Raw genomic sequence first — 23,601 nt, forward strand, 5'->3', positions numbered from 1 at the left:
ACTATAAATTAAATTTCCAATTTTGTTTTAAATCGTATTGCAAAGTACCATTTTTTACCACTAATGGCGAAGAAAAGTTATTAGTAAATAAACTTCCAGTTCCTAAACCTTGTGGCATGTTACTATTTAGTTTAAACGTCCATTGCGCAATGGCATTAAGCCCAATGTTACTTTCTAAAGCACTTGTAATCCACCATTTAATATTTAAGTTTTCTGCTATTTCAATCCATTGCTGACTGCCTGAAAAACCACCAACCAAACTCGGTTTTAAAATAATATACTGTGGCTTTATAGTTTGAAGTAGTTTTAGTTTCTCTTCTTGCTCAAATACACCAATTAACTCTTCATCTAACGCAATTGGTAAAGGAGTTGTTTCACAAAGCTGTGCCATTATTTCAAATTGCTTCGCTTTTATGGGTTGTTCTATGGAATGTAATTGATATTCTGATAATTGTTTTAATTTCTCTAAAGCATCTTCAGGAGAAAAAGCGCCATTAGCATCTACACGTAATTCTATATCTGAAACAGAAAACTCTTTACGAATAGATTTTAAAATGTTCAATTCAGTTTGAAAATCTATAGCTCCAATTTTTAATTTAATACAATTAAAACCAAACTTAATTTTTTCTTTAATCTGAGTTCGCATAAAATCTTCACTTCCCATCCAAACCAAACCATTAATCGGAATATTAGCTTGACCTATACTAAAATCTGATGTAAATAACTGAAATTGATCTACACTTTCTAAAGATTTAAAAGCTGTTTCTAATCCGAATTGAATACTAGGGAACTCTTTAAGTTCAATTAAAAGTTGCTCTAAACCTAAGCTAATATTTTTGCATGTCCACTTTAATTTGGCTTCATAATCGGGTCTATCATCAATAGATAAACCTCTTAATATACCACACTCGCCTACGCCTTTTTTACTCTCATTTTCTAAGAGAATAAACCAAGTCTCTTTTGTAGTCATCACACCTCTCGATGTTCCACTAGGTCTTTTAAAATCTAAAATATACTTCTGATATGTTGCTTTCATAATTGATATCAAAAATATCAATTATTTATGTATAATTCACCTCAAAAAGCAATTGATAACACTAAATTTTCTTAATATAATACCTTATTGTTTTGGTAATAAATTTTAGAATTATATTATAATTTAGTGTTCAAAATCCAAATTAAAGCTTTTTCTTTTGTTGCTCTAAAGATTGTATTATGTTTTTCATTTGGTTCGTCTGAATACTTCCAAATTAAGTGCTTTGGATTTAATTTCTCTAATATTTTAATGAGATTATTAGTATGAATAGAAATATCTTCTACATCAGAACCTGCAAACCAAAGTCTTTTAGTGTTATTAGGGAGGTGTTCTAAATAATTCTCTGTGTTTTTGACTAAATAATGATCATTCCACCATAAAGAAGGATCCATGGCAATATAAAAATCGAAAGTTTCTGGTTGTAATAATAAGGTTTCAACAACAAAGAGTCCTGCTAAAGATTCTCCAATAATACCTTTTTTACGCGTTGTTCTATATTTTTTATCTATTTCGGGTATTAATTCGTCTGAAATAAATGCCCTAAAATATTTAGCACCATCAGTTAATGGACAATATTGTTCATCTTCTTTAACCTCTGAAAATCCAGATAAATCTTTTCTTCTATCGATATTAGCAATTCCGACAAGTATAATTGGAGGTATACTTTTATTTTCCACCAATTTTGAAATTGTATTTGCTATATGTGGAAAATCCTCCTGAACAATACCCCCATCTGGCATATATAAGACAGGTAAAGAATCATTACTAGTATTATAATTTGGAGGTGTCCAAACATTAATAGTTCTTGTTTCTTTTAATAATTTAGATACTATCTCAAAACTATCATGAGCAGGAATAGGATCGTTATATTGAGGTGCGTTAGAACAACTAAGTAATACGATAGACAAGATTATAAAAACTATAAATTTATTCATTATTTTAGTTTGTGAGTTAAAGTAAAACATTAAAAACTAAAGGTAATAAATTAAATTACAACTCCATAGACTCGCCAATTTCTAGCAACATTAAATCTTTTTCTTTATCAAAGAATTTGCGTTTGGCTTCTTCATGATCAATTTCAATATACCCAAAAGTATCGTAATGATAACCTAAAATTTTATCACATTCTATAAAATCGCTCGCAATAATAGCATCATTAATTCCCATTGTAAAATTATCTCCAATAGGCAAAATAGCTAAGTCGAGCTTGGTCTGCATCGGAATCAATTTCATATCCATTGTTAAAGCTGTATCACCAGCTATATAAATGGTTTTACGCTCTCCTTCAATGATAAATCCACCTGGTTGACCTCCATAAGAACCATCAGGAAAAGAAGAAGTATGAATTGCATTTACGTATTTAAGGTTTCCAAATTCAAAATCCCAAGACCCTCCGTGATTCATTGGGTGACCTTCTAAACCTTTATTTTGATAATAGGTAATGATTTCAAAATTAGAAACGATGATTGCACCTGTACGTTTCGCAATAGCTTCAACATCTAAAATATGATCTTGATGCGCATGTGTAACTAATATATAATCTGCTTTTAGTGTTTCTATATCAATACTAGAAGCATTTTCATTTCCTGTAATAAAAGGATCAACTAAAATGTTAATATCTTTAATTTGAATACCTAATGAAGCATGTCCGTAGAATGTAATTTTCATGTTATAATGATTTAAAAAGCGATACTAAGCTTAAAATTAATATAAAATATACCCAACTCCTAAAAGTATAGCGATAAGAAATGTAGACAATGCCACTACTTTAAGTTGGCTATCAAAATCATCTGCATTTTGTGCTGCTTTTACCTTTTTAAGATGAAAAATCAGAGGTATAAAACCAATTATATATATAAAGTTATAAGGTTCTACGTAATACAAAATTGAAAATATAACAATCAATAACATAGCCCCAATGATAAGTGCAAAATGATATTTTTTAGCGCCTTCTTTTCCTAATTTAATTGCTAATGTAATTTTCCCTGCATTAGTGTCTGACTTAATATCTCTCATGTTATTTAAGTTTAAAACACCAACACTTAATAAACCTAAAGCAATTGCTGGTAATATCACAACATGATCTAAAGTATGCATATAAAGAAAGTAACTTCCTATTGTACTTACTAAACCAAAAAATATAAAAACAAAAACATCACCAAGTGCACGATAACCGTAAGGTGAATCCCCCATGGTGTAATTTAAGGCTGCATAAACAGAAAGACCACCTAATGCTATAAATAATATGGCATAAAGTAAACTATCGGTACCAAAAGCAAGCCAAATAAGTAGCATTGCAGCTATAATAACTACGAGAATATTAAACTTAATACCCTCTAACATTTGTTCTGGAGTAATAGCACCACTTTGAATAGCTCTTTGTGGGCCTAAGCGTTCGTCATTGTCTGTCCCTTTAACACCATCGCCATAATCATTTGCTAAATTAGATAGTACCTGAAGGCTGATTGTTGTTAATAATGCCAAGATAAAAATTAGCATGTTAAAACGACCATTATAATAAGCAAAACAACTTCCTAAAATTATCCCTGACACAGAAAGTGGCAAGGTTCTTAATCGCATGGCAGAAAGCCATGGTTTAATTTTGTTCATTTAGATTAAATTAAGGAATCCATTTTTTTGGAAAATTTGGTTTTCTTTTTTCTAAGAATGCATCTCTACCTTCTTTAGCTTCATCTGTCATATAAGCCAATCGTGTAGCTTCACCTGCAAAAACTTGTTGCCCAACCATACCGTCATCAGTAAGATTCATGGCAAATTTCAACATTTTAATTGAAGTCGGTGATTTTGCTAATATTTCTTGAGCCCATTCATAGGCCGTATCTTCTAATTCTTCATGAGGAATAACGGCATTAACCATCCCCATATCAAAAGCCTCTTGTGCAGAATAGTTTCTTCCCAAGAAAAAGATTTCTCTTGCTCTTTTCTGTCCAACCATTTTAGCTAAATAAGCTGATCCATAACCACCATCAAAACTTGTAACATCAGCATCTGTTTGCTTAAAAATTGCATGTTCTTTACTGGCTAAAGTTAAATCGCAAACCACATGTAGACTATGACCACCACCAACAGCCCATCCTGGTACCACAGCAATAACAGCTTTTGGCATAAAACGAATAAGACGTTGTACTTCTAAAATATTTAGACGGTGATAACCATCTTCTCCAACATAACCTTGATGACCTCTTACTTTCTGATCTCCACCAGAGCAAAAACTCCATATACCATCTTTAGAAGAAGGCCCCTCTGCACTTAAAAGTACAACCCCTATATTTACATCTTCACCAGCATCATAAAATGCATCATAAAGCTCTGATGTGGTTTTAGGTCGGAATGCATTTCTAATATCTGGTCTATTAAACGCTATTCTAGCAACTCCATCACATTTGTGGTAAGTTATATCTTCATAAGACTTTGCAACTTTCCAATCTATATGGCTCATATTTATCAATGTTTAAGCAACAAAAGTAAGAAATTAATAATAATACTTTTAGTGCATTTTTTTATTTGATTTTATTAATTATACGAAATATATTTGCCAGCCAAATTATTAATTTTCAATGAATTATAATCCTAATATAATTAACAAAACATATACTATTTATAATATAAAATTAGGAAAAGTGTATGTTTATAATAATTTTATGGTAACTGAGTTTAAAGAAGGAGCTGATATTAATTTTAAAAATTTTGATGAACTCTCTCTAATCATAAAAAACAACTATAAGGATGAGCCTTTTGGTTTTATAGCAAACAGACTTAATTCGTATTCAATTAATGTAAACGATGCAAAAAAATTTAATGAAAAATTCACACAACTAAAAGGTTATGCTATTATCACTTATAGCGAACTTACGGAACGTATAATTGAAATAGAAAGTCACTTTTTTAAATTTAACAGAAAAATATTTAATGATTTTGAAAGTGCAATACTTTGGATTGAAGATACGCTATCAAAATAAAATGCTATTTACAATAAATAAATACCGTCTTCTTTAATCTCTATTTGACGTTCTTTATATAATGACCCAACTGCTTTTTTAAAATTCTTTTTACTCATTTGAAGTAAATCTTTTATCGTTTCGGGATTAGATTTATCATGTACAGGTAAAAAACCACCATTATCATGCAATTCATTTAAGATGTGCTCTGCATTTGGTTCTATATTTCTATAACCAATTTGATTTAAAGAAATATCTAATTTATTATCTGGTCTTACTTTCTTTACTAAACCTTTTAATCGGTCACCTACACTGATATCTTTAAAAATATCATCGTTAAAAATTAAACCTAAATGTGTTTTGTTTACAATAACATTCATTCCTAATTCTGAAGGATGAGAAACAATAAGATCAACTTCGTCAAACTGAGCAACTGTTAATTCTTTATTATCTAAAAAACGATTGGTTTTACTAGATGCTACTAAACGTTGTGTTTCATCATCTAAGTAACAATGTACTAAATACCAACCACCAGATTTCATTTTAAATGCTTGCTCTCTAAATGGGCAAAATAATTCTTTTACTAGTCCCCAATCTAAGAAAGCACCATATTCAGTAACTTGATTACAACGTAATAAAGCGAAGTCTCCATTCTTAATATAAGGTTGGTCTGTAGTTGCAACCGGACGTTCTTCATTATCTAAATAGACAAAGACTTCTATTTTTTCACCAATTTCAAATACTTTAGGTACATATCTATTTGGTAAAAGAACTTCCCCTTCATTTCCATCTCCCAAAAATAATCCTGGTTCTGTATCTCTTAAAATCTCTAACGTATTGTATTCACCTAAATATATCATGCAGCAAAGGTAAATATATTTTTATGAGATTTAATAAGAAGTTTATATGATAATGAATAAATTTAGTAAAAAAAAGCGTCATAAATATAAATTTATAACGCGTGTATGTAAAAAGTTAATTCTAATTAAGAATAAACTGATTCTTTTTTGAAGTGTGTTGTCAATAAATAATAAATAACAACTCTATATTTAGATCTGTTAGAACGACCATATTTTTCAATCACAGCATCAATCGCTTTATCTAATTCTTCACTATCTGCTAATCCTAATTTCTTAATTAAAAAATTATTTTTAACTGTAGCTATTTCTTTAGGGTCAGAACCAGAAACAGTTGATGAATCTGCATTATATATTGAAGGGCCTAAACCTACGGTTACTTTAGTTAGTAAGTCCATATCTGGAGTTACACCACATTTATCTTTTAAATCTGCGGCATACTTCACAATTAAATCATCTCTTTTGCTCATTTTAAGTCGTTTTTAATTAATTATCCCTTTAAAGGTACTAATTTTTAGACACAATAAAAACGAAAGAGTCACAACTTAATATTTTATGATTGATTATTTAATATATTTAAAAAAATCTATAAGTGCCTTATCGTTAGTTTGAGACGGCGTAAATATTTCTAATAATTTAGGTTGTTTACTTTCGTTATAAAATGAATCTAATTGATCATCTAGCTCCTTTTGATCTTTAGCTAAACCATACTCAAAGTCATACATGTTGCATAATTGTTTTGCACTTAAATGATGTTTAGTTTCAAAATACCGGTCAAAATTTTCGGTATCCTTATGTCCTGGTAATATTCTAAATATCCCACCACCTTCATTATTAACGACTATAATTCTAAAATTATTAGGTATATAATTATTCCATAATGCATTACTATCGTAGAAGAAACTAAGATCACCCGTAATGAAGGTAATCCGTTTTTCTGATACAATAGAAGCTCCTATTGCTGTGCTTGTACAACCATCTATTCCGCTAGTTCCTCTATTGCAAAATACCTCAATACTTTTTGAAAATTGAAACAATTGTGTATATCTAATTGCAGAACTATTGCCTACTTGAAGCTGACTCTGTTTTGGTATGTTTTTTAATATGGAATTAAATACTGTAAAATCAGAAAATGGAAGCGACTGCAAATATTCTTCTTGCAATTTTCTTCGTTTCTGGCGTATTGCAAGCCAACTACTTTTATAAATACTCTTTGTATGATGTGTTACCAGTGGTAAAAATGAACTTAAAAAGGTATTAGGACTTAGTTTTATATGCTTATCTAAACAGAAAAAGGTATCATTTGCACTATACAAATCAACATGACAATGAAACTCTGGCTTATAAGTTCTTAAAAAAGCTTTTATTTTTTTTGAAACAATTAAACCTCCAAAAGTCAGTAAAACATCGGGTTGAAGCGCTTTAAAATCCTCATCTTCTAGAGGAGCAATCATTTTATCTATACCAGGAAAAAAATCTGGATGATGTACGTTAGAAGTCGTTTCTGTTAATACAATAACACTATCATCATCAGCAATTTCTTGTATCCACTGCGCTTCTATAGAATTAGGTTGTAAAACACCTATTAAAATCATTTTTCGTTTAGCATTGTGCCAAACATCTAATAAACTTTTCACTTCAAAACCGTCAACTTTTTCATCTTTATTTTGAATTTTGAAAGGCTTCGGATTTATTGATAATTCTTCTACTCTTTCGTATAAAGGTTCATCAAAAGGACAATTAATATGAACCGGTCCTGAGTTTAATTTGGCTACTGTTAGCGCATCATGAATTTCTGATTCATTATGAGATTGAATATCTTTTTGAAATCCTAAAAAACGCTCTAATTTATTTTCTATACTTTTTAAAATAGCACGTTCTTCTTCTATATTTTCACGTTCACCTTCTTTAATATCTAGCTTTAAATTAGCGTTATGTAAAACATGCTCACCATAAACATTTTTTTGTTTTATGGTTTGTCCATCTCCAATATCTAATAAGTGTTTTGGACGATCTGCAGAGATAACAACCAACGGAATGTTACTATAATAAGCCTCTGCAACTGCTGGATAATAATTTAATAATGCACTACCCGATGTACAAACAACTGCAACTGGCTCTTGCAATTGCTGAGCTATTCCTAATGCAAAAAAAGCTGCACAACGCTCATCAACAATACTATAACAATTAAAAAAATCATCGTGTGTAAAGCCAATAGTTAATGGAGCATTTCTACTTCCTGGAGAAATAACAATATGTTTTACATTATGCGTTTTACATAAAGTAACTACGGATTGTGATAAAGGTATTTTTGAATATATCATAAAATCAATCTTCCTATTTTTAACAAATAGAAACTTTTTTTTAGTCATTTAATGTTTTAATTAATCTAAAACAGCACCGATAGTTCTTGATTTATTAACGGTTTCTTCCCATTCGTTTTCTGGATTAGAATCTTTTGTAATTCCACCGCCAACATAAATTAACGCTTTAGAATCTTTAAGTTGCATACAGCGCAAATTCACGTAAAAATTAGAATGTTTTCTCACTACAGCATACACATTGTTTTCAACATTACGTCTGTTTGTATTTCGTGTCCTTGATTGCTTTAAATTTAATTCTCCTAAAAAACCAGTATAATATCCTCTGGTATAATTTTCATTTTGAAGAATAAAATCTTTAGCTTCTTGTTTTGGAAAACCACAAACTGCAGGTGTTGGGTGCAAAGCTTCAATTATAGATTTTAAATTAACTGCAGCATCTATAAAACCTGTAATTTTAGATTTAAGATGAAGTAAATTCCCCGCTCTTGCTGTTTCTACTTCAGAGATATTGACTTGTTTAGAATATGGCTGAATTTGGTTCGCTATATAATCGGTTACAATTTGTTGTTCTTCAAACTCTTTTGTGGTCCAATTTACATTAGAAGTTGAATTATAAGGCTGTGTACCTGCTAAAGAAATAGTTGTTAATTGCTTGCCTTCTACTTTTAGTAACAACTCTGGCGTTGCTCCCAACCATAAACCTACCTTGGGGTGATACCAACAATACACCATGGCATTTTTGTAGGTATTAAAAAGCTTTTTGAAAATTGAAAAAGGATTTTCATTACCTAAATCCTTAGATTCACATCTTGATAAAACTACTTTTTTAAGACTTCCGCTATTTATTGTAGCTATTCCTTTTGAAACTAAATTTATATGAGCTTCTTTTTCGGAAGCTTCTATGGAAACATTTTTAGAATTATCTTCAATATATAAATATTCTATTTCTAAAGTAGAATATTTACAATCTGCTTCTGGTAGTAAAATACTTTGTTCTTTAAAATCGAAAGGCGCAAACACAAATCCACTTTCCGTAAAGTTTTCTGTTTTATGTAATGTAGCATCGTTTTGTAACCAACTTTTTATAACTGAATTGATTGGCCTACTGTAAACGACAAAAGGTAATTGTTTAGAATACTGAGTTTCTAATGCTTCAAAAAATGAATCTTCATTCATCATTTATTTACTTTTTTTTGGAAGTGAGATTGTTGATAAACGACAAATAGAAATAAGATTATCTTCTTCGTCTGTAACTCTAATATCTAAAAGTTGTGTAGTTCTACCTTTGTGCAAAAATGTTGCTTTTGCATAGATAAACCCCTCTTTTACACTTTTAAGGTGGTTTGCCGTTATCTCTAAACCACGGACAAACATTTTTTCTGTATCTATAAATATATGCGAGGCAAAACTTCCTACACTTTCTGCTAAAGCTGCTGTTGCTCCACCATGTAAAACGCCATCGGGTTGATGCACTCTTGAGGTTACAGGCATTCTAGCAACTAAGAAATCATCACCAAAATCCACCATAACAATCTCTAAGGTTTCCATTAAAGTATTTTTGCTTGCTGCATTTGCTTTAGCTAAGATATCCTCTCTAGTCATTTGCATATAAAAACAGTATTTTTGAATCTATTACAAAGATACAGAAACCACCTAGAATAATGAATTCGCAAGAGAAAGAAATCACATATACAACACGTAACTCCTACTCTACTTTAAATACACTTACTGAACAAACTAAAACCGTTTGGCTTGTTTGTCACGGTATGGGTTACTTAAGTCGTTATTTTTTAAGGTATTTTAAAAACTTAGACGCTAAAGAGAATTACATCATTGCTCCACAAGCACCGAGTAAATTTTATATTCAACCAAGAATGCATGTTGGTGCCAACTGGCTAACAAGAGACCAAACCGAAACAGGTATTGATAATATTCTTAATTATATGGATGCTGTTTTGGATGCAGAACAAATCCCGAAAGCTATTAATCTTGTCGTTTTTGGATATTCACAAGGTGTTAGTGTCGCTATGCGTTATTTAGTTAGAAGGCAATTAAAATGTGATCAATTAGTGCTACATTCTGGTGGCATACCAGTAGAATTAACCGCTAATGATTTTACTTACTTATCTAAAGCAACCAAAGTAAAATTAATTTATGGTACCGAAGATGAATACTTAAACGAAGCTCGTATAGAGATAGAATCTAAACGTGCTATTGAATTATTTGGAAAACAAGTTGAGTTTCTTCCTTTTGAAGGCAAACACGTTGTTAATGTTGCTTACATTAATAGCTTAGTGTAAGCTACCATTATTTTCAAGTCCAGCCATAATAGTCCTTAACTGTCCTGCTTTTATAGGTTTTATAATGTAATCTGACACATCACTTATCTCTTTTGCTTTTGCAATATCCACAGGATCTACAGAAGATGATACCATATAAATAACAATCTTCTTATTCAATTTATGTTTAATCTCTACATACTCTTCCATAAATTGAAAACCATCCATTATGGGCATGTTGATATCTAAAAAAATAACATCAGGTAGCACGTCGTCATTATATAGATTATTTACCATAAAATCTAGAGCCTCTTCACCATCAGAAAAAAGAAGTATTTTCTTACTTAATTTTATAGACTCTAATATTTTAGTAATCGTGAATTGGTAGATGTCATCATCATCAATTACACAGATATTGTAGTGGTTATTCATATCTATTAAAAAATTATTGTAAACGTTGTTCCCTCATTAACTTTACTTGACACCAAAATAGTACCTCCCATAGCTTCTACTTGAGTTTTGGTCATAAACAAACCGATACCTCTAGCATCTGGGTGGCGATGAAATACTTTGTTTAAACCAAATATTTTTTCACCATGTCTATCTAAGTTTATACCTAGTCCGTTATCACTAATCTTCAATCTTATTTTCCCTTCTAGATTTTCAGATTCTATAATAATATTAGGTATTCTGTCTTTTGACTTGTATTTAATAGCATTGCCGACTAAGTTAAGAAAAATACTTTCTAAATAAATTTTATCGTAATTAATTTTTGAAACTTTTGAAAAGTCAGCTTTAATTACGGCATTCGTTTTTAATATTTCTCCACTTAGTATCTCTGTTGTCTTTTTTAATACATCATTAAACAAAATTTCTTCTGTATGCCTTGACTTATCACTTTTAATTTTAATAGCTTTAACTAATGTATTTAAGGTAAATGTTAGATGATTAATAACTGTTTCAAATTTTTGAAATAAAATCTTTTTGTCATATTCATCTTCAGATGCAACATATAAGCCTAAAAGTGAATTTAGATTACTTACCGGCGCACGTAAATTATGAGACGTAATCTGAGCAAAATCTGCAAGCTGACTATTTTGAATAATCAACTTTTTTGTTATAACTTCTAAATCTTGTTTAGCATCTAAAATCCTTTTTTGTGCTAATCTCTGTACAGTGATATCTCGTATAGCAGCAGAGACTAAAATCCCTTCTTCTGTTTGAAGTGGACTTAAGCTTATTTGAATAGGGATTTCTTTACCATCTTTATGTTTAGCAAATAATTCTTTTGCGTTTTCAACCCCCATTTCTTTTATACTAGGGCTAGAGAAAAACTCATTACGATAAGTTGAATGATCACCTATAAATCTTGAAGGAATAAGTATTTCAACAGATTGATCTAATAATTCTTCTGATGTATAACCAAATAATTTTTCAGATTGTTTGTTAATGAGCTGTATTTTACCTTCTTCATTTACAATTACCATAGCATCTGGCGCAGATTCTAATAAGCCTCTAAACTTATTCTCTTCCATTTTCTGTTCAGTAATATCTTGGCAAGATCCCATCATTTCAATAATTTCTCCTTGCTCATTAAGGATTACTTCACCTAAAAATTGAACAGTTTTTATAGTTCCTTTACCTGTAATTATACGGTGTATAAAATTATTAGAAAACTTTTTTTCTACAAATGATTTTTTTATGAACTCTGAAATATATTCTTTGTCCTCTGGGTGAACATGGGTAAAGAAAGTATCATAAGTTAAATCTTTTATGTTTTCATCGTACTCAAAAATTCTATATAAATTAGATGACCATTTTAAAGTATCTGAGGCAACAACCCATTGCCAATTTCCAATCTGAGTAATTCTTTCTGCAAAATTTAATAAATAATTTTTTCTTAAAAGTTCTGTTTCTGTCAATTTTTGAGCTGTAACATCTTGGCAAGTACCAATGACTTCTATAACATTACCTATACTATCCTTTATTACTTGCCCTAAGAGATGTACATTTTTAATGGTGCCATCAGTTAATTGAATTCTGTGTATAATATCTGTAAAAACACCTTTTGTAAGGGTTAAGTTCATATGATCTGAAACCCTATCTTTATCTTCAGGGTGTGTATAATGAAGATATGTTTTAAGAGTTGTTGCTGTAGTTTCTTCAAGCTGAAAAATTCTGTAAAGATTAGCTGACCATTTTGTGGTATTTGTAATGACATCAACTTGCCAATTCCCCATTAATGTAATTTCTTCTGCAAAATTTAAAATTTGATTTTTTCTTAAAATTTCATTTCTTGAGGATACTCTTTCTGTAATATCAAATGCTACACCTAAAAATCCTATTTTATTACCTTCTTCATTTCTAATAGCTGTTAAGGTTAATTCTACAGGAAAAGTAGAACCGTCTTTTCTTTTGTAAGTCCACTCACGAGTATCATACTCATTTCGTTTTGCTAATTCTAAATAAGGATCAAATCCTTCAGGATCTATACCATATTTTGTAGCTATATCAATTCTAAAGTTATCTAATTCTTCTTCTAAATGATAGATTTCTGGCTCTTTAAATCCTATCATCTCTGATGCTGAATACCCTAATAAAAGTTCCGCTCCGTGATTAAAATGATTCAATATTCCGTTATTATCTGTGGAGACGATAGCTATAGGTCCAGAATTAAAAATAGCTTTTAATTGTATATGTGCATTATTCAAATCTTTTTCTGCTGCAACAGCCGCAGTAACATCTTGGCTAGCACCACTTAATTCAATGATGTCTCCTTGATCGTTGGTTATAGCTTCACAAGAGACTCTAATCGTTTTTTCCGTACCGTCTTTTAATACAATTCTATGCGTAAACTTATTGATACGCTTTCCTTCTCTTGCATTATTTTTTATATCATTATAAAATTTAATTAAATATTCTTTATCATCTGGATGAATATAACTTAGATAAGTATTGACATCAACATTTGTCCCCTTCTCAATTCCATAAATATTATAAAGGTTATTTGAGATTTCTATTTGACCAGAAGTAATGTCCCACTCCCAATTCCCCATTGAAGTAATCTCTTCTGCAAAATTTAATAGGTGATTTTTTCTTAAAAGTTCATCTTGAGCAATCTTCTTTTCAGAAATATCCGTAGAAATACCTAAAAAACCTATGAGCTCACCTTTTTCGTCTTTAATAGAAGTTAAGGTTAATTGCACAGGTAAAAGGGAACCGTCTTTTCTACGGTAAGTCCATTCTCGAGTATCATAGCCGTTTGTCTTTGATAACCCAAATTGTGCACTAAACCCTTTAGGGTCTTTATTATGTAATTTTGCAATATCTGCATTAAACCTGTCTAATTCTTCTTGTAAATGGTAAAGTGTAGGTCTTTCTAATCCTACTACTTCAGAAGCAGAATAACCCGTTAAAATTTCTGCTCCTTTATTAAATTGATTAATAATACCATCTGTATTTGTTGCTACAATAGCTATAGATTCTGAATTAAATAAAGCTTCTAACTCTGTATGAGCCTTATTTAAAGCCAATTGAGAGAGCTTCATTTTATTTATATCCTGAAACACTCCAAAAACACGTACACATACACCATCAACAAAATCTGCTTGTCCTATAGAACGTACCCAAACCGACTCTCCTTTAGCATTAATAAGCTCTAATTCTACATCATAAGGAGTTCCATGTGTTACTGCTTCATTAAAAACTTTTTTAATCGTATCTCGACTTTCTCCTTCTTTATAAAAATTAAGACCTTCTTCTACATTTACTAAATCGTTTTCTGCTACACCATGTATTTCACATACAACCTCACTCCAAAAAGTTTTATTTTCTATTAAATCTACTTCCCAAGCACCTATTCTAGCAATCTCATTTGTTTTATCTAATATTTTTTCAACACGAATTCTTGCGTCTTCTTTTTCTTTAGCTTCAGTAATATCTCCTGTGTGAATAATTATCCCCCCTATATTTCCTTCAGAATTATACCATGGTCTTGTATCCCAATATACCCATTGTGTTGAACCATCTTCACGTATAAAAGGCGCTTCATTACAAATATCAATAGCTCCTTTTAAACATGCTTTATGCTTGTTTTTCCATCCCTCTCCAATTTCCGGAAAAACTTCATAATGAGAACGCCCAATAATACTTTTCCCTTCTAATTTAAAATCCTTTATCCAACGTTTTGATACAGATATATAACACATATCATTATCAAACATAGCAATAGCAGTTGGTGCTTGATCAATAAAAGCTTTGTTAAAAACTTCTCTTTTTTCTAACTCTGATTTTAATTTTGTTAGTTCTAGCAAGTTGGATTTTAACTTATTCTCAGATATTGCTAAATTTTTATTTGAGTCTAATAATTTCTGGTTTCTTAGAAATAATTGTTTTAAACCTGGAATTACAATATATAGAAGCTCTATTAAAATAATAATGAAGGCAATAATTGCGAACACATATACTATTTTTCTTAAAAATTTTAGATGTTCTTCTGTCACTTTCTGATATTCATATACTAAAATATCAGTGTTATTTAGATAAAGCCTTTCTAATGAAGAAATAATAGAAATATTAGGTTTTATACTATTTAAGGTATAGCTATTGACAATGTTTTTCCCTGCAGTAAATATTTTATTTTGATAAGATTCATTAATATTTAATAATGAATCTATTTTGTGATTTTTCCAATTTTGAGTATTATTTAAATGAAGGTATTTATGTTGTTTATCCCATTCCTCTAAAAGTGAATCTAATATTTTAATTTTTTCAGTATTTGAACCTGAAAGATTATTGTAACCAATATCGTAAGTTAACTTTGTAATATTCTGACTTAACATTCTCTGCCTACCTGACACATTAATTAAGTGTGCATCAGAAATTTGAGAATTAATGCTATGTTGAAAAAGAAATAACAGAGCTAGAATTATAATGATGAAAGTGGATACAAATAATATGTATCTATTTTTGATTGATTGATGTAATATCTTCATTAAAAGATTATCTATAATTTAATAATAAAACATTTTTTTCAAGCCTATTATCTAAAATATAGAAATGTAAATATGACATGGGGGCTTACTTTATTTATTGTAATAAAATGTTAAAATACAAAAAAAATCTTATTACAAATGCATTTGGTCGAATAGTTGAAATTAGTTATAAAGTATTTATTACAAATAGATTAAGAACGACAAATAAAATATTTTATCCATCAATACCTTATTAAAATAAAAGTACTTAATTTATATAAAGACCAATTCTAAATAAATAAAAAAGACCTATATAATTTGAAGAATAAACTGTAATTAATAGTGTAATGATAGATGAATATACGTTTCATTGAATATCAATGAGATACTTTTTATATATTAAAAAATGATAATTATTTTAAGTCGTTAATTTTGAAACAATCATTTTAACAGGAAGAATTTCTGTAGTGTGTTCTATACTTGGTCCCGCTACCCAAACCGTTTTGTAGGTTGCTTTTTTAGCCGCATTTTCTGTAGCTTTCATACCAATTGAAAAACGAATCATTTTAACCCATTTTTTTAAACTTTTATTTTTGTTTAATAAACTTTCTATCCAAGTGGTTTTAGTACCAATTTTCTGAACATAAGGCGTATTAATAACGGTACAAGGCGTACCAGAAATACGTTCAGTCATTATAATATCTTTAGCTCCGTATGCTACGCAAGCTTTCTTATAATCGTCTGTAACACCTGCTTCAACCGATGCTATAAAAGGACTACCAACAGAAACACCTTCTGCACCATAACTCAACATTCTATCTATATCAGCTTTGCAACCAACACCTCCCGCAGAAATCACAGGGATACTTAATTCTTTACTTAATAAATTGGTTAATTCTTGTGGTGATAAGTTTCCTCGGTGTCCACCAGCTTCATTATTTACAGCAATAGCTGCATCTGCACCCAATTGTTCTACTTTTTTAGCAAATTTTAAATCGGTAACATCACAAAACACTTTAATACCTGCTGCATGTGCTTGTTTAATTGTTGCTTCAGGACTTCCTAATGAGGTAATAATAAAATCACAACCTTCTTCACAGAGCACTTCTAATTGTCCTTTATACTTCACATTAGATTTATTCACAATTAAATTAAATCCAAAAGCACCACCTTCAACTTTAGATGCTTTTAACGCTTTAATAGCAGACCTTAATTGGTCTAACGTCCTGTAATTTAATGCAGGAATACAACCTGCAATACCAGATTTCATAGCTTCTGAAACCATAGCTACGTTAGACACCAAAAACATTGGTGCTTGTATAATTGGAAATTTTAAGTTGAGAATCTGGGTGAGTTTAGTTTGCATATTAAGATCGCTTATAGTCACAAATATACTGTATTTTATTATGCGCGCATAATATCATATTACGAATTAAGAACTTAAGCGCATAAAAAAATAAGATAACACCAATATTACACCTTATAAATAATAAATACACATAAAATGATATGATTTAAAATTTAACACGAATAAGACCTAAGAGCCTGTATTATTCTAAAAATCGATAATAACCACATTTTAAATAAGCGCCTTCTGTAAATGCTATTGGGTGATCACTATCGTGTTTTGTTTTAAGTTCTACCTCAAAAAGCCTGTGTTTAGAATTTAAAACTTGAGCGTTTAAATCGAAAAATGCTTGTGCCAATACTCGAGAAGAACAAGATGCTAAAACTAAAAGGCCATTTTTAGAGGTAAGCTTCTCCCCTAACTCTGCTAATTGCCCATATTTCTTCTTCGCTAAATCAATTTCAGATTGTTGTTTGGCAAAACTTGGCGGATCAATAACAACTACATCAAAAGTTTTTCCTTTTGCGATTAAAGCCTTCATTTCTTCAAAGGCATCACCAGAAATGGTTTTATGCTTGCCAGAATAAGTATTTAATTTTCCATTTTCGCGTGCCATATCTAAGGCTTGCTTACTAATATCTAAGCTTGTTACTTCCGTTGCTCCATTTGCTAAAGCATGTACAGAAAATCCACCTGCATAAGAAAACACATCTAAAACTGTTTTTCCTTTACTCATTTCTCCAACACGTTTTCTATTGGCTCTATGATCTAAGAAATAACCTGTTTTATGACCTTTAATAACGTTTGCACTAAATTTTACATCATGCTCAACAAACTCCACAACTTCATTTTCTAACACACCATATATAACTTCTCCATCTTTTAAATTGTGTTTATCACTATTTTGAAGACCTCTACTCAAACGCATTACAACTGTTTTGGCTGAAGATATTTGTTGTAAACTTTCTAAAATGGGTTTTAAATACGGCAACCATATTTCTGAATATACTTTTACAACCAATACAGAATCATAAACATCTGCTATTAAGCCCGGAAAACCATCATTCTCACCAAATAAAAGTCGGTAACTATTGGTATTCGTTTTAAGTAAATCTGAACGTTTCTCAAAAGCTAATTCAATTTTATGTTGAAAAAAATCAGCATTAATCTCAACTTTTGTTTCCGCATTATGAATCATTTTAATTCGGATTGGTGATTCTGCATCGTAAAATCCTAAACCAACCACCTTGTTTTTATTCTTACTAAAGATAATAGCCAAATCACCTGTTGCGGCATCATCATTTATTTTAGTAATACTATTAGAAAACACCCATGGATGTCCTTTAACAACGAATTGTTCGCCTTTTGCATTAAGCTTTACGGCTAGTCGTTTTGGTGTGTAATTAGAGTGAATATGATCTGAAAAAGACATGCTTATATTTTAGGCTTCGAAAGTACGAAACTTAAATATATTGGCATTCTTATGTTGGTAGGAATATTATCATTTTACGTGTAAATTCTTGAATTCAAAGGAAAGAGAAAAACCAAGAGCTAGACTGCATTAATAAAAACCTTTTAATTGATATCGAATCGTAGACCTATAGAAAGCATATTAATATCTTCAGGGTTATTTTTAAAGATTGGGTTCACATTATATTTAACATAAAGGCTTACATCTCGATATCCCATATAAATACTTGGTCCAAAATTAAAGGTATACATATTAAAGTCATCCGTTTCGGTTAACCTAAAATTACTTCCATCTTGTTTATATCTAATAAATTGTGAAGTATGTAACCTTACAGAGAAATACCCACCTAATCCTGCTCTAAAACCACGTTGAGAACGCAAATAAGTTTTTCCTGTTTTTTTATGATATTGTGGCTTAGAGAAATCTATTTCTAAATGTACTGGTAGACCTATAGATAGGTTATCTAATCTAGATCTTTTTAGGTCATAGCCAATATCTTGATACGTTGTTTCATCTCCATTGGTTACCAATATATCATTATCATTTTTTGGCCTTATATCATCAACCATCATAGATAATCCAAATTTTAAGTTCCAAAAGTTTGTTTCTTCCTTAAGTCTATATTTAAACGTAAAACCTAACTCACTATTTCCTAATAGATTTGACTTGAATCCATTACCGTAATAACCACTATTATCGTTTAATATTTTATTAATCCCAAAAGCTAAAACAAATTGCGTTGTAAGGCGTTTTTCTACTTTTAAACCACTAATAGAATCCTTATAAAAGTTTTCTTCTTCAAAAACAGATATTAGTGGTGTATCCCATTGATTATCATCCTCATTCAATTCTAGTTTACCACCAACTTTATCTTGAATTAAAGCTTGTAATTTTTGTTCCTGACTAAAAACACCACTATTAATTCGGTCTGCATGATATGCTGCTAGTTTCTTTTTTTCTAACACAGCACTTTCTAAAGTTATCTCTTTATTTTCTACTTTTTTATCAAGCTTCTTGATTTCCTTTTTTAAAGTACGCTTTTCAGAACTTGTAATAGAATCAATTCTAGAGGCTATAATTGCTGCTTTCGCTTCAAAAGTATTGGTTTGTGCCATTAAATATGAGGTACAACATAACACGGCAATACATAAAATTGTCTGCTTCATAATAAAATAGTTTTAATTGATTAATGGTTGTGTTCGTAATTTCTATTTGCAACTGCTTCTTTTAGTTCTTTAAGCTGCTTACCTGCTTTTTTAAAAATACTTTTATTTTTTTCATCAAATAACTCTGTTTCCATCTTAACCAATAGTTCTTCAGATTCTAGGTAAGTCTTTATTTGCTTATTGTGATTTTTATGCAATTCTAAACTACTATCTGCCATTGTAACTTGCAAAAGTTTTTCAGCCGTAATATATTGAAACGGTTTTATTTTACTATCGTTTGCTAATCTCTCAACCCCTTCCTCTTTTATTGAATCTTTTTCTTTAAATAGTTTCACTCTATTTTCAACAAGAAAATCTTGTTTTTTTTGAAAGGGAAACTCTTCTTGAACAAGCTCTTGTTTTAAGGTTTTAACTTTTGAATTAGAAATTAATTTCTCTTTTTCAATTCTTGTTTTTATGGACTTCAATTCTTGTTGCTCTTCTAACACAATAGCGTTATTTTGATCCTTTAAATCTAGCGCATCGTTTTGTTTAAGTTGTGGTTTGTTTTTTTCGAAACCTATTTTTACTGGCTGTTCTATATCTTGATTTTTCAAAAAGAATTGACTACCACCTAAAAACAATCCTATTATAAAGGATGCCGCTACAGCATAGTTTAACCATAGTCTTTTCTTCTTTTTAGGTTTTGTATTTAATGCTACAATTAAACGATTTCTAGCCTCAGAAGACGGTTCAATACTTCGATCCTTAAAATTCTCTTTAATTAAGTTTTCTATATTATTTAGTTCCATTCTCTTTCAAATTTAACTGTATAAGACTATTTTTTAAAAGCTTTTTAGCGTGTGCTAATTGCGATTTTGAAGTTCCTATACTAATTTTTAGTAGTACTGCAATTTCTCGATGTTTATAGCCTTCAATGACATAAAGGTTAAATATGGTTTTACAACCTATAGGAAGTTGGTCTACAGCTTTCTGAATAACATCTGAAGTTGAATCTTCAGTTTTTGAAGCTGGCTGTATAAAATGGTAATCTCCTATTTCTACAACGTTGAATTTATTTTTATGAATTCGTAAATATGAAATACATTCACGAACCATAATCCGCCTTAACCAACCTTCAAAACTTCCATAGGGTTCATATTTTTCTATATTTTGAAATGCTTTATGAAATGCTGTAATCATAACATCTTCTGCATACTGTAAATCCCTAATGTATTGCCTACAAACCCCAAGCATCTTTTCTGAATACTTATCATATAGTGCCAACTGTGCTTTTTGATTGAACGCCTTAGCGAGTTCAACAAGCAAATCGACACTTTGGTTTATAGTTCTTAATTTTGACATTTTTATATGCTAGTCTTTTATATATTTTCTTTAATTTTTAATTTTAAAAATTAGTGTGCATATCAATAATCTTTATTGATTTTAAATGTTGTATCTAAATATTATTCCTGCATTTAATATACCACCTGGTGAAAAATTACTATAAGTTGAAACGACTCTTAAGCCATAGTTAAGTCTATTGTTTAAATTAAAAACTGTTTGAATTCCTAAATCTATGCCAAGTCCATTATTATCATCTTCAAGAATTTTTTCATCAAAATTAACGTATGAAAATCCAAATAAGGATTCAAGTTTAGTGTTTTCAGATTTTAAAAAATCATAAGTTACTTGAATTGCATATTTATCTAATTCATAGTTTGTATCTAAAGCTTTACTTCTCATCGTTGCATTTGCAGCTGACAAATAAATACTCATATTAGAATTAATAGAGTAACCTAAAAATCCTTCAATATTTTCTCCAATATCTTTACCTACGAATTGTTCATTTAATGCAAAACCCATTGAAAATTTTGATGTATCTGAATCTTTATCTTGAGCTGCAGCTAAATTGATACTAAATGTTAGGACTAAAATTAAAATGTAGTTTACTTTTCTTATAATAAGTATTTTAAATTTGTTATTAATTTTTATTGAAGTACACTTTCAAGTTGGCCTTCTATTAATAAAAACGCTTTTAAATAAACAATGGTTGGATGAGAATTAAAAAAAAGTTAAAATAAATGTAAAAAAAAACGCAATCAAATTAATGATTGCGTTTTTTATTTATTATTTAGTCTTTAACTTTTTAAAGTTTCCAACTTTAAGCTTAATGCTTATTTCACTTCTTCGAAATCTACATCTTCAACATCGCTAGAATCATCAGCTGGTTGCTCTGCACCTGCTTCTGGTCCACCTGCTGGTGCTCCTTGTCCTTCAGCTTGCGCTTTGTACATTTCTTCACTTGCTACTTTCCATGCTTCGTTGATTTTCTCTAAAGCTGGTTCAATAACTGCGATATCTTTTGATTCGTATGCTGCTTTCAATTCTTCAAGTGCTGCTTCTATTGGTGCTTTTTTATCATCAGATAATTTATCACCAAATTCTGTCAATTGACTTTCGGTTTGGAAAATCATAGAATCCGCTTCGTTTAATTTCTTAGCGTTATCTGCTGCTTTAGCATCTGATTCAGCATTTGCTTCAGCTTCAGCTTTCATCTTTTGAATTTCCTCTTCTGTTAATCCTGAAGATGCTTCAATACGGATATCTTGCGTTTTGTTTGTTGCTTTATCTGTAGCAGATACTTTAATGATACCATTGGCATCAATATCAAACGTTACTTCAATTTGAGGTGTTCCTCTTCTTGCTGGTGGAAGACCATCTAAATGGAAACGACCAATTGTTTTGTTATCTGCTGCCATTGGACGCTCACCTTGTAAAACGTGAATTTCTACTGATGGCTGATTATCTGCAGCTGTTGAGAATACTTGCGATTTCTTAGTAGGAATCGTTGTGTTAGCCTCAATTAAGTTTGTTTTAACGTTACCCATAGTTTCAATACCAAGAGATAATGGTGTTACGTCTAATAAAAGAACGTCTTTTACATCACCTGTTAATACACCACCTTGGATACCTGCTCCTAAAGAAACAACTTCATCAGGGTTTACACCTTTACTTGGTGTTTTTCCGAAGAATTTCTCTACTGCTGATACAACTGCAGGAATACGTGTAGAACCACCTACTAAAATAACTTCGTCAATATCAGACTTAGATAAACCTGCTGCTTTTAATGCAGAAGCACAAGGATCAATAGTACGTTTGATTAAATCGTCAATTAACTGCTCAAATTTAGAACGTGTTAATGAACGCACTAAGTGTTTTGGTCCACTAGCTGTAGCTGTAACGTATGGTAAGTTAATTTCTGTTTGTGCAGAAGAAGATAATTCAATCTTCGCTTTTTCAGCAGCTTCTTTTAAACGTTGTAAAGCCATTGGGTCTTTACGTAAGTCCATGTTTTCGTCAGCGATAAATTCTTCAGCTAACCAATCGATAATACGTTGATCAACATCATCACCACCTAAGTGTGTATCACCATCTGTAGATAATACTTCAAATACACCGTCACCTAATTCTAAGATAGAAACATCATGTGTTCCACCACCAAAATCAAATACTACGATTTTTTGGTCAGTACCTTTTTTGTCCATTCCGTAAGCTAAAGCTGCAGCTGTAGGTTCGTTAATAATTCTACGAACTTTTAAACCTGCAATCTCACCAGCTTCTTTAGTTGCCTGACGTTGTGCATCGTTAAAATATGCAGGAACTGTAATTACAGCTTCAGACACAGACTGTCCTAAATAATCTTCAGCAGTTTTCTTCATTTTTTGAAGAATCATAGCAGATAATTCTTGAGGTGTATATAAACGACCATCAATATCTACACGTGGTGTATCATTATCACCTTTTACCACTTTATATGGTACACGTTCTGCTTCTTTTGTAGACTCAGAATACTTGTTACCCATAAAACGTTTAATAGAATAAACTGTTTTTGTTGGGTTAGTAACTGCTTGTCTTTTTGCTGGATCTCCAACTTTAATTTCACCACCTTCAACGAAAGCGATAACTGAAGGTGTTGTTCTTTTACCTTCAGCGTTTGGGATTACAACTGGCTCATTACCTTCCATTACAGAAACACAAGAGTTGGTTGTACCTAAATCAATTCCAATAATCTTACTCATAATATTTATTTGTTAATAGTTTTCCGCTCTCACGAAAATTATAATGTTATTAATTTTTTATGCTCGGTTAGTATTAGTCAATGATTATGCCATGACAAAAAATATGACATGATGTCACTTTAATAAA

21 protein-coding genes are annotated in these 23,601 nt (G+C 30.5%); 2 read left to right on the forward strand and 19 right to left on the reverse strand.

Features of this window, described 5'->3' with window-relative positions; translation table 11 throughout:
• Position 1 precedes the first annotated feature (1 nt).
• The 5 genes from HSX10_RS13750 to HSX10_RS13770 all read right to left on the reverse strand — a co-directional run bounded on the left by HSX10_RS13750 (position 2) and on the right by HSX10_RS13770 (position 4,496).
• The gene (locus HSX10_RS13750; RefSeq protein ID WP_173588808.1) at positions 2–1,036 is read right to left on the reverse strand and encodes an o-succinylbenzoate synthase; all 1,035 of its coding nucleotides are present in this window, start codon (positions 1,034–1,036) and stop codon (positions 2–4) included.
• A gap of 116 nt (positions 1,037–1,152) precedes the next feature.
• Positions 1,153–1,971: an alpha/beta hydrolase gene (locus HSX10_RS13755; RefSeq protein ID WP_173588809.1), complete on the reverse strand. Its 819-nt coding sequence runs from the start codon at positions 1,969–1,971 to the stop codon at positions 1,153–1,155.
• 55 nt (positions 1,972–2,026) lie between these two features.
• On the reverse strand, positions 2,027–2,704 hold the full coding sequence (locus HSX10_RS13760; RefSeq protein WP_173588810.1) for a metal-dependent hydrolase: 678 nt from the start codon (positions 2,702–2,704) through the stop codon (positions 2,027–2,029).
• A gap of 36 nt (positions 2,705–2,740) precedes the next feature.
• Positions 2,741–3,646 carry a 1,4-dihydroxy-2-naphthoate octaprenyltransferase gene (gene menA, locus HSX10_RS13765; protein ID WP_173588811.1) on the reverse strand — a complete coding sequence of 302 codons (906 nt, stop codon included), beginning with the start codon at positions 3,644–3,646 and terminating at the stop codon, positions 2,741–2,743.
• 10 nt (positions 3,647–3,656) lie between these two features.
• Positions 3,657–4,496, reverse strand: a complete 840-nt coding sequence (locus HSX10_RS13770; protein WP_173588812.1) for a 1,4-dihydroxy-2-naphthoyl-CoA synthase — start codon at positions 4,494–4,496, stop codon at positions 3,657–3,659.
• A 118-nt stretch (positions 4,497–4,614) separates the two neighbouring features.
• On the opposite strand from HSX10_RS13770, the gene HSX10_RS13775 reads away from it, so the two are divergent.
• Complete coding sequence (locus HSX10_RS13775) at positions 4,615–5,016, forward strand: hypothetical protein (RefSeq protein WP_173588813.1); 402 nt, start codon at positions 4,615–4,617, stop codon at positions 5,014–5,016.
• Positions 5,017–5,024: 8 nt separating this feature from the next.
• Here the strand turns inward: HSX10_RS13775 and HSX10_RS13780 are convergent, their stop codons facing one another.
• The 5 genes from HSX10_RS13780 to HSX10_RS13800 form a co-directional block, all read right to left on the reverse strand.
• Entirely contained in the window at positions 5,025–5,855 is an 831-nt protein-coding gene (locus HSX10_RS13780) for a CvfB family protein (protein ID WP_173588814.1), read from the reverse strand.
• Between the two features lie 125 nt (positions 5,856–5,980).
• Positions 5,981–6,322, reverse strand: a complete 342-nt coding sequence (locus HSX10_RS13785) for a DUF2853 family protein (RefSeq protein ID WP_173588815.1) — start codon at positions 6,320–6,322, stop codon at positions 5,981–5,983.
• Positions 6,323–6,415: 93 nt separating this feature from the next.
• On the reverse strand, positions 6,416–8,176 hold the full coding sequence (menD, locus tag HSX10_RS13790) for a 2-succinyl-5-enolpyruvyl-6-hydroxy-3-cyclohexene-1-carboxylic-acid synthase (RefSeq protein WP_173588816.1): 1,761 nt from the start codon (positions 8,174–8,176) through the stop codon (positions 6,416–6,418).
• A 60-nt stretch (positions 8,177–8,236) separates the two neighbouring features.
• Positions 8,237–9,355 (reverse strand): chorismate-binding protein, encoded by a 1,119-nt coding sequence (locus HSX10_RS13795; RefSeq protein WP_367651274.1) that lies wholly within the window; start codon positions 9,353–9,355, stop codon positions 8,237–8,239.
• The gene (locus HSX10_RS13800; protein ID WP_173588817.1) at positions 9,356–9,784 is read right to left on the reverse strand and encodes a PaaI family thioesterase; all 429 of its coding nucleotides are present in this window, start codon (positions 9,782–9,784) and stop codon (positions 9,356–9,358) included.
• Between the two features lie 53 nt (positions 9,785–9,837).
• Here HSX10_RS13800 and HSX10_RS13805 point away from each other — a divergent pair, with 53 nt between their 5' ends.
• Positions 9,838–10,476 carry an alpha/beta hydrolase gene (locus HSX10_RS13805; RefSeq protein WP_173588818.1) on the forward strand — a complete coding sequence of 213 codons (639 nt, stop codon included), beginning with the start codon at positions 9,838–9,840 and terminating at the stop codon, positions 10,474–10,476.
• Here HSX10_RS13805 and HSX10_RS13810 read toward each other — a convergent pair.
• The 9 genes from HSX10_RS13810 to dnaK all read right to left on the reverse strand — a co-directional run bounded on the left by HSX10_RS13810 (position 10,468) and on the right by dnaK (position 23,474).
• The gene (locus HSX10_RS13810; RefSeq protein WP_173588819.1) at positions 10,468–10,887 is read right to left on the reverse strand and encodes a response regulator; all 420 of its coding nucleotides are present in this window, start codon (positions 10,885–10,887) and stop codon (positions 10,468–10,470) included. The genes HSX10_RS13805 and HSX10_RS13810 overlap by 9 nt on opposite strands.
• A gap of 5 nt (positions 10,888–10,892) precedes the next feature.
• Positions 10,893–15,449, reverse strand: coding sequence for a PAS domain S-box protein (locus HSX10_RS13815; protein ID WP_173588820.1), 4,557 nt, complete (start codon positions 15,447–15,449; stop codon positions 10,893–10,895).
• Between the two features lie 397 nt (positions 15,450–15,846).
• A complete protein-coding gene (locus HSX10_RS13820) occupies positions 15,847–16,794 on the reverse strand; it encodes a nitronate monooxygenase (protein ID WP_173588821.1) in 948 nt (315 codons plus the stop codon).
• Between the two features lie 184 nt (positions 16,795–16,978).
• Complete coding sequence (locus tag HSX10_RS13825; protein WP_173588822.1) at positions 16,979–18,208, reverse strand: class I SAM-dependent rRNA methyltransferase; 1,230 nt, start codon at positions 18,206–18,208, stop codon at positions 16,979–16,981.
• Positions 18,209–18,351: 143 nt separating this feature from the next.
• Complete coding sequence (locus HSX10_RS13830; protein WP_173588823.1) at positions 18,352–19,413, reverse strand: hypothetical protein; 1,062 nt, start codon at positions 19,411–19,413, stop codon at positions 18,352–18,354.
• A 20-nt stretch (positions 19,414–19,433) separates the two neighbouring features.
• Entirely contained in the window at positions 19,434–20,204 is a 771-nt protein-coding gene (locus HSX10_RS13835) for a hypothetical protein (RefSeq protein WP_173588824.1), read from the reverse strand.
• Positions 20,191–20,757 carry an RNA polymerase sigma factor gene (locus HSX10_RS13840; protein ID WP_173588825.1) on the reverse strand — a complete coding sequence of 189 codons (567 nt, stop codon included), beginning with the start codon at positions 20,755–20,757 and terminating at the stop codon, positions 20,191–20,193. The genes HSX10_RS13835 and HSX10_RS13840 overlap by 14 nt, the downstream gene beginning before the upstream one ends.
• 81 nt (positions 20,758–20,838) lie before the next feature.
• Positions 20,839–21,387 carry an outer membrane beta-barrel protein gene (locus tag HSX10_RS13845; RefSeq protein WP_173588901.1) on the reverse strand — a complete coding sequence of 183 codons (549 nt, stop codon included), beginning with the start codon at positions 21,385–21,387 and terminating at the stop codon, positions 20,839–20,841.
• A gap of 182 nt (positions 21,388–21,569) precedes the next feature.
• A complete protein-coding gene (gene dnaK, locus HSX10_RS13850) occupies positions 21,570–23,474 on the reverse strand; it encodes a molecular chaperone DnaK (protein ID WP_173588826.1) in 1,905 nt (634 codons plus the stop codon).
• Between the last annotated feature and the right edge of the window lie 127 nt (positions 23,475–23,601).

Origin of the sequence: Winogradskyella undariae (genome assembly GCF_013285155.1) — a bacterium.
Lineage (GTDB): Bacteria > Bacteroidota > Bacteroidia > Flavobacteriales > Flavobacteriaceae > Winogradskyella > Winogradskyella undariae.

What these genes read in the sequence shown, in the direction of transcription:
- HSX10_RS13750 (WP_173588808.1), bottom strand. Translation starts at nt 1,036, where the DNA reads ATGAAAGCAACATATCAGAAGTATATTTTAGATTTTAAAAGACCTAGT.
- HSX10_RS13755 (WP_173588809.1), bottom strand. Translation starts at nt 1,971, where the DNA reads ATGAATAAATTTATAGTTTTTATAATCTTGTCTATCGTATTACTTAGT.
- HSX10_RS13760 (WP_173588810.1), bottom strand. Translation starts at nt 2,704, where the DNA reads ATGAAAATTACATTCTACGGACATGCTTCATTAGGTATTCAAATTAAA.
- menA (WP_173588811.1), bottom strand. Translation starts at nt 3,646, where the DNA reads ATGAACAAAATTAAACCATGGCTTTCTGCCATGCGATTAAGAACCTTG.
- HSX10_RS13770 (WP_173588812.1), bottom strand. Translation starts at nt 4,496, where the DNA reads ATGAGCCATATAGATTGGAAAGTTGCAAAGTCTTATGAAGATATAACT.
- HSX10_RS13775 (WP_173588813.1), top strand. Translation starts at nt 4,615, where the DNA reads ATGAATTATAATCCTAATATAATTAACAAAACATATACTATTTATAAT.
- HSX10_RS13780 (WP_173588814.1), bottom strand. Translation starts at nt 5,855, where the DNA reads ATGATATATTTAGGTGAATACAATACGTTAGAGATTTTAAGAGATACA.
- HSX10_RS13785 (WP_173588815.1), bottom strand. Translation starts at nt 6,322, where the DNA reads ATGAGCAAAAGAGATGATTTAATTGTGAAGTATGCCGCAGATTTAAAA.
- menD (WP_173588816.1), bottom strand. Translation starts at nt 8,176, where the DNA reads ATGATATATTCAAAAATACCTTTATCACAATCCGTAGTTACTTTATGT.
- HSX10_RS13795 (WP_367651274.1), bottom strand. Translation starts at nt 9,355, where the DNA reads ATGATGAATGAAGATTCATTTTTTGAAGCATTAGAAACTCAGTATTCT.
- HSX10_RS13800 (WP_173588817.1), bottom strand. Translation starts at nt 9,784, where the DNA reads ATGCAAATGACTAGAGAGGATATCTTAGCTAAAGCAAATGCAGCAAGC.
- HSX10_RS13805 (WP_173588818.1), top strand. Translation starts at nt 9,838, where the DNA reads ATGAATTCGCAAGAGAAAGAAATCACATATACAACACGTAACTCCTAC.
- HSX10_RS13810 (WP_173588819.1), bottom strand. Translation starts at nt 10,887, where the DNA reads ATGAATAACCACTACAATATCTGTGTAATTGATGATGATGACATCTAC.
- HSX10_RS13815 (WP_173588820.1), bottom strand. Translation starts at nt 15,449, where the DNA reads ATGAAGATATTACATCAATCAATCAAAAATAGATACATATTATTTGTA.
- HSX10_RS13820 (WP_173588821.1), bottom strand. Translation starts at nt 16,794, where the DNA reads ATGCAAACTAAACTCACCCAGATTCTCAACTTAAAATTTCCAATTATA.
- HSX10_RS13825 (WP_173588822.1), bottom strand. Translation starts at nt 18,208, where the DNA reads ATGTCTTTTTCAGATCATATTCACTCTAATTACACACCAAAACGACTA.
- HSX10_RS13830 (WP_173588823.1), bottom strand. Translation starts at nt 19,413, where the DNA reads ATGAAGCAGACAATTTTATGTATTGCCGTGTTATGTTGTACCTCATAT.
- HSX10_RS13835 (WP_173588824.1), bottom strand. Translation starts at nt 20,204, where the DNA reads ATGGAACTAAATAATATAGAAAACTTAATTAAAGAGAATTTTAAGGAT.
- HSX10_RS13840 (WP_173588825.1), bottom strand. Translation starts at nt 20,757, where the DNA reads ATGTCAAAATTAAGAACTATAAACCAAAGTGTCGATTTGCTTGTTGAA.
- dnaK (WP_173588826.1), bottom strand. Translation starts at nt 23,474, where the DNA reads ATGAGTAAGATTATTGGAATTGATTTAGGTACAACCAACTCTTGTGTT.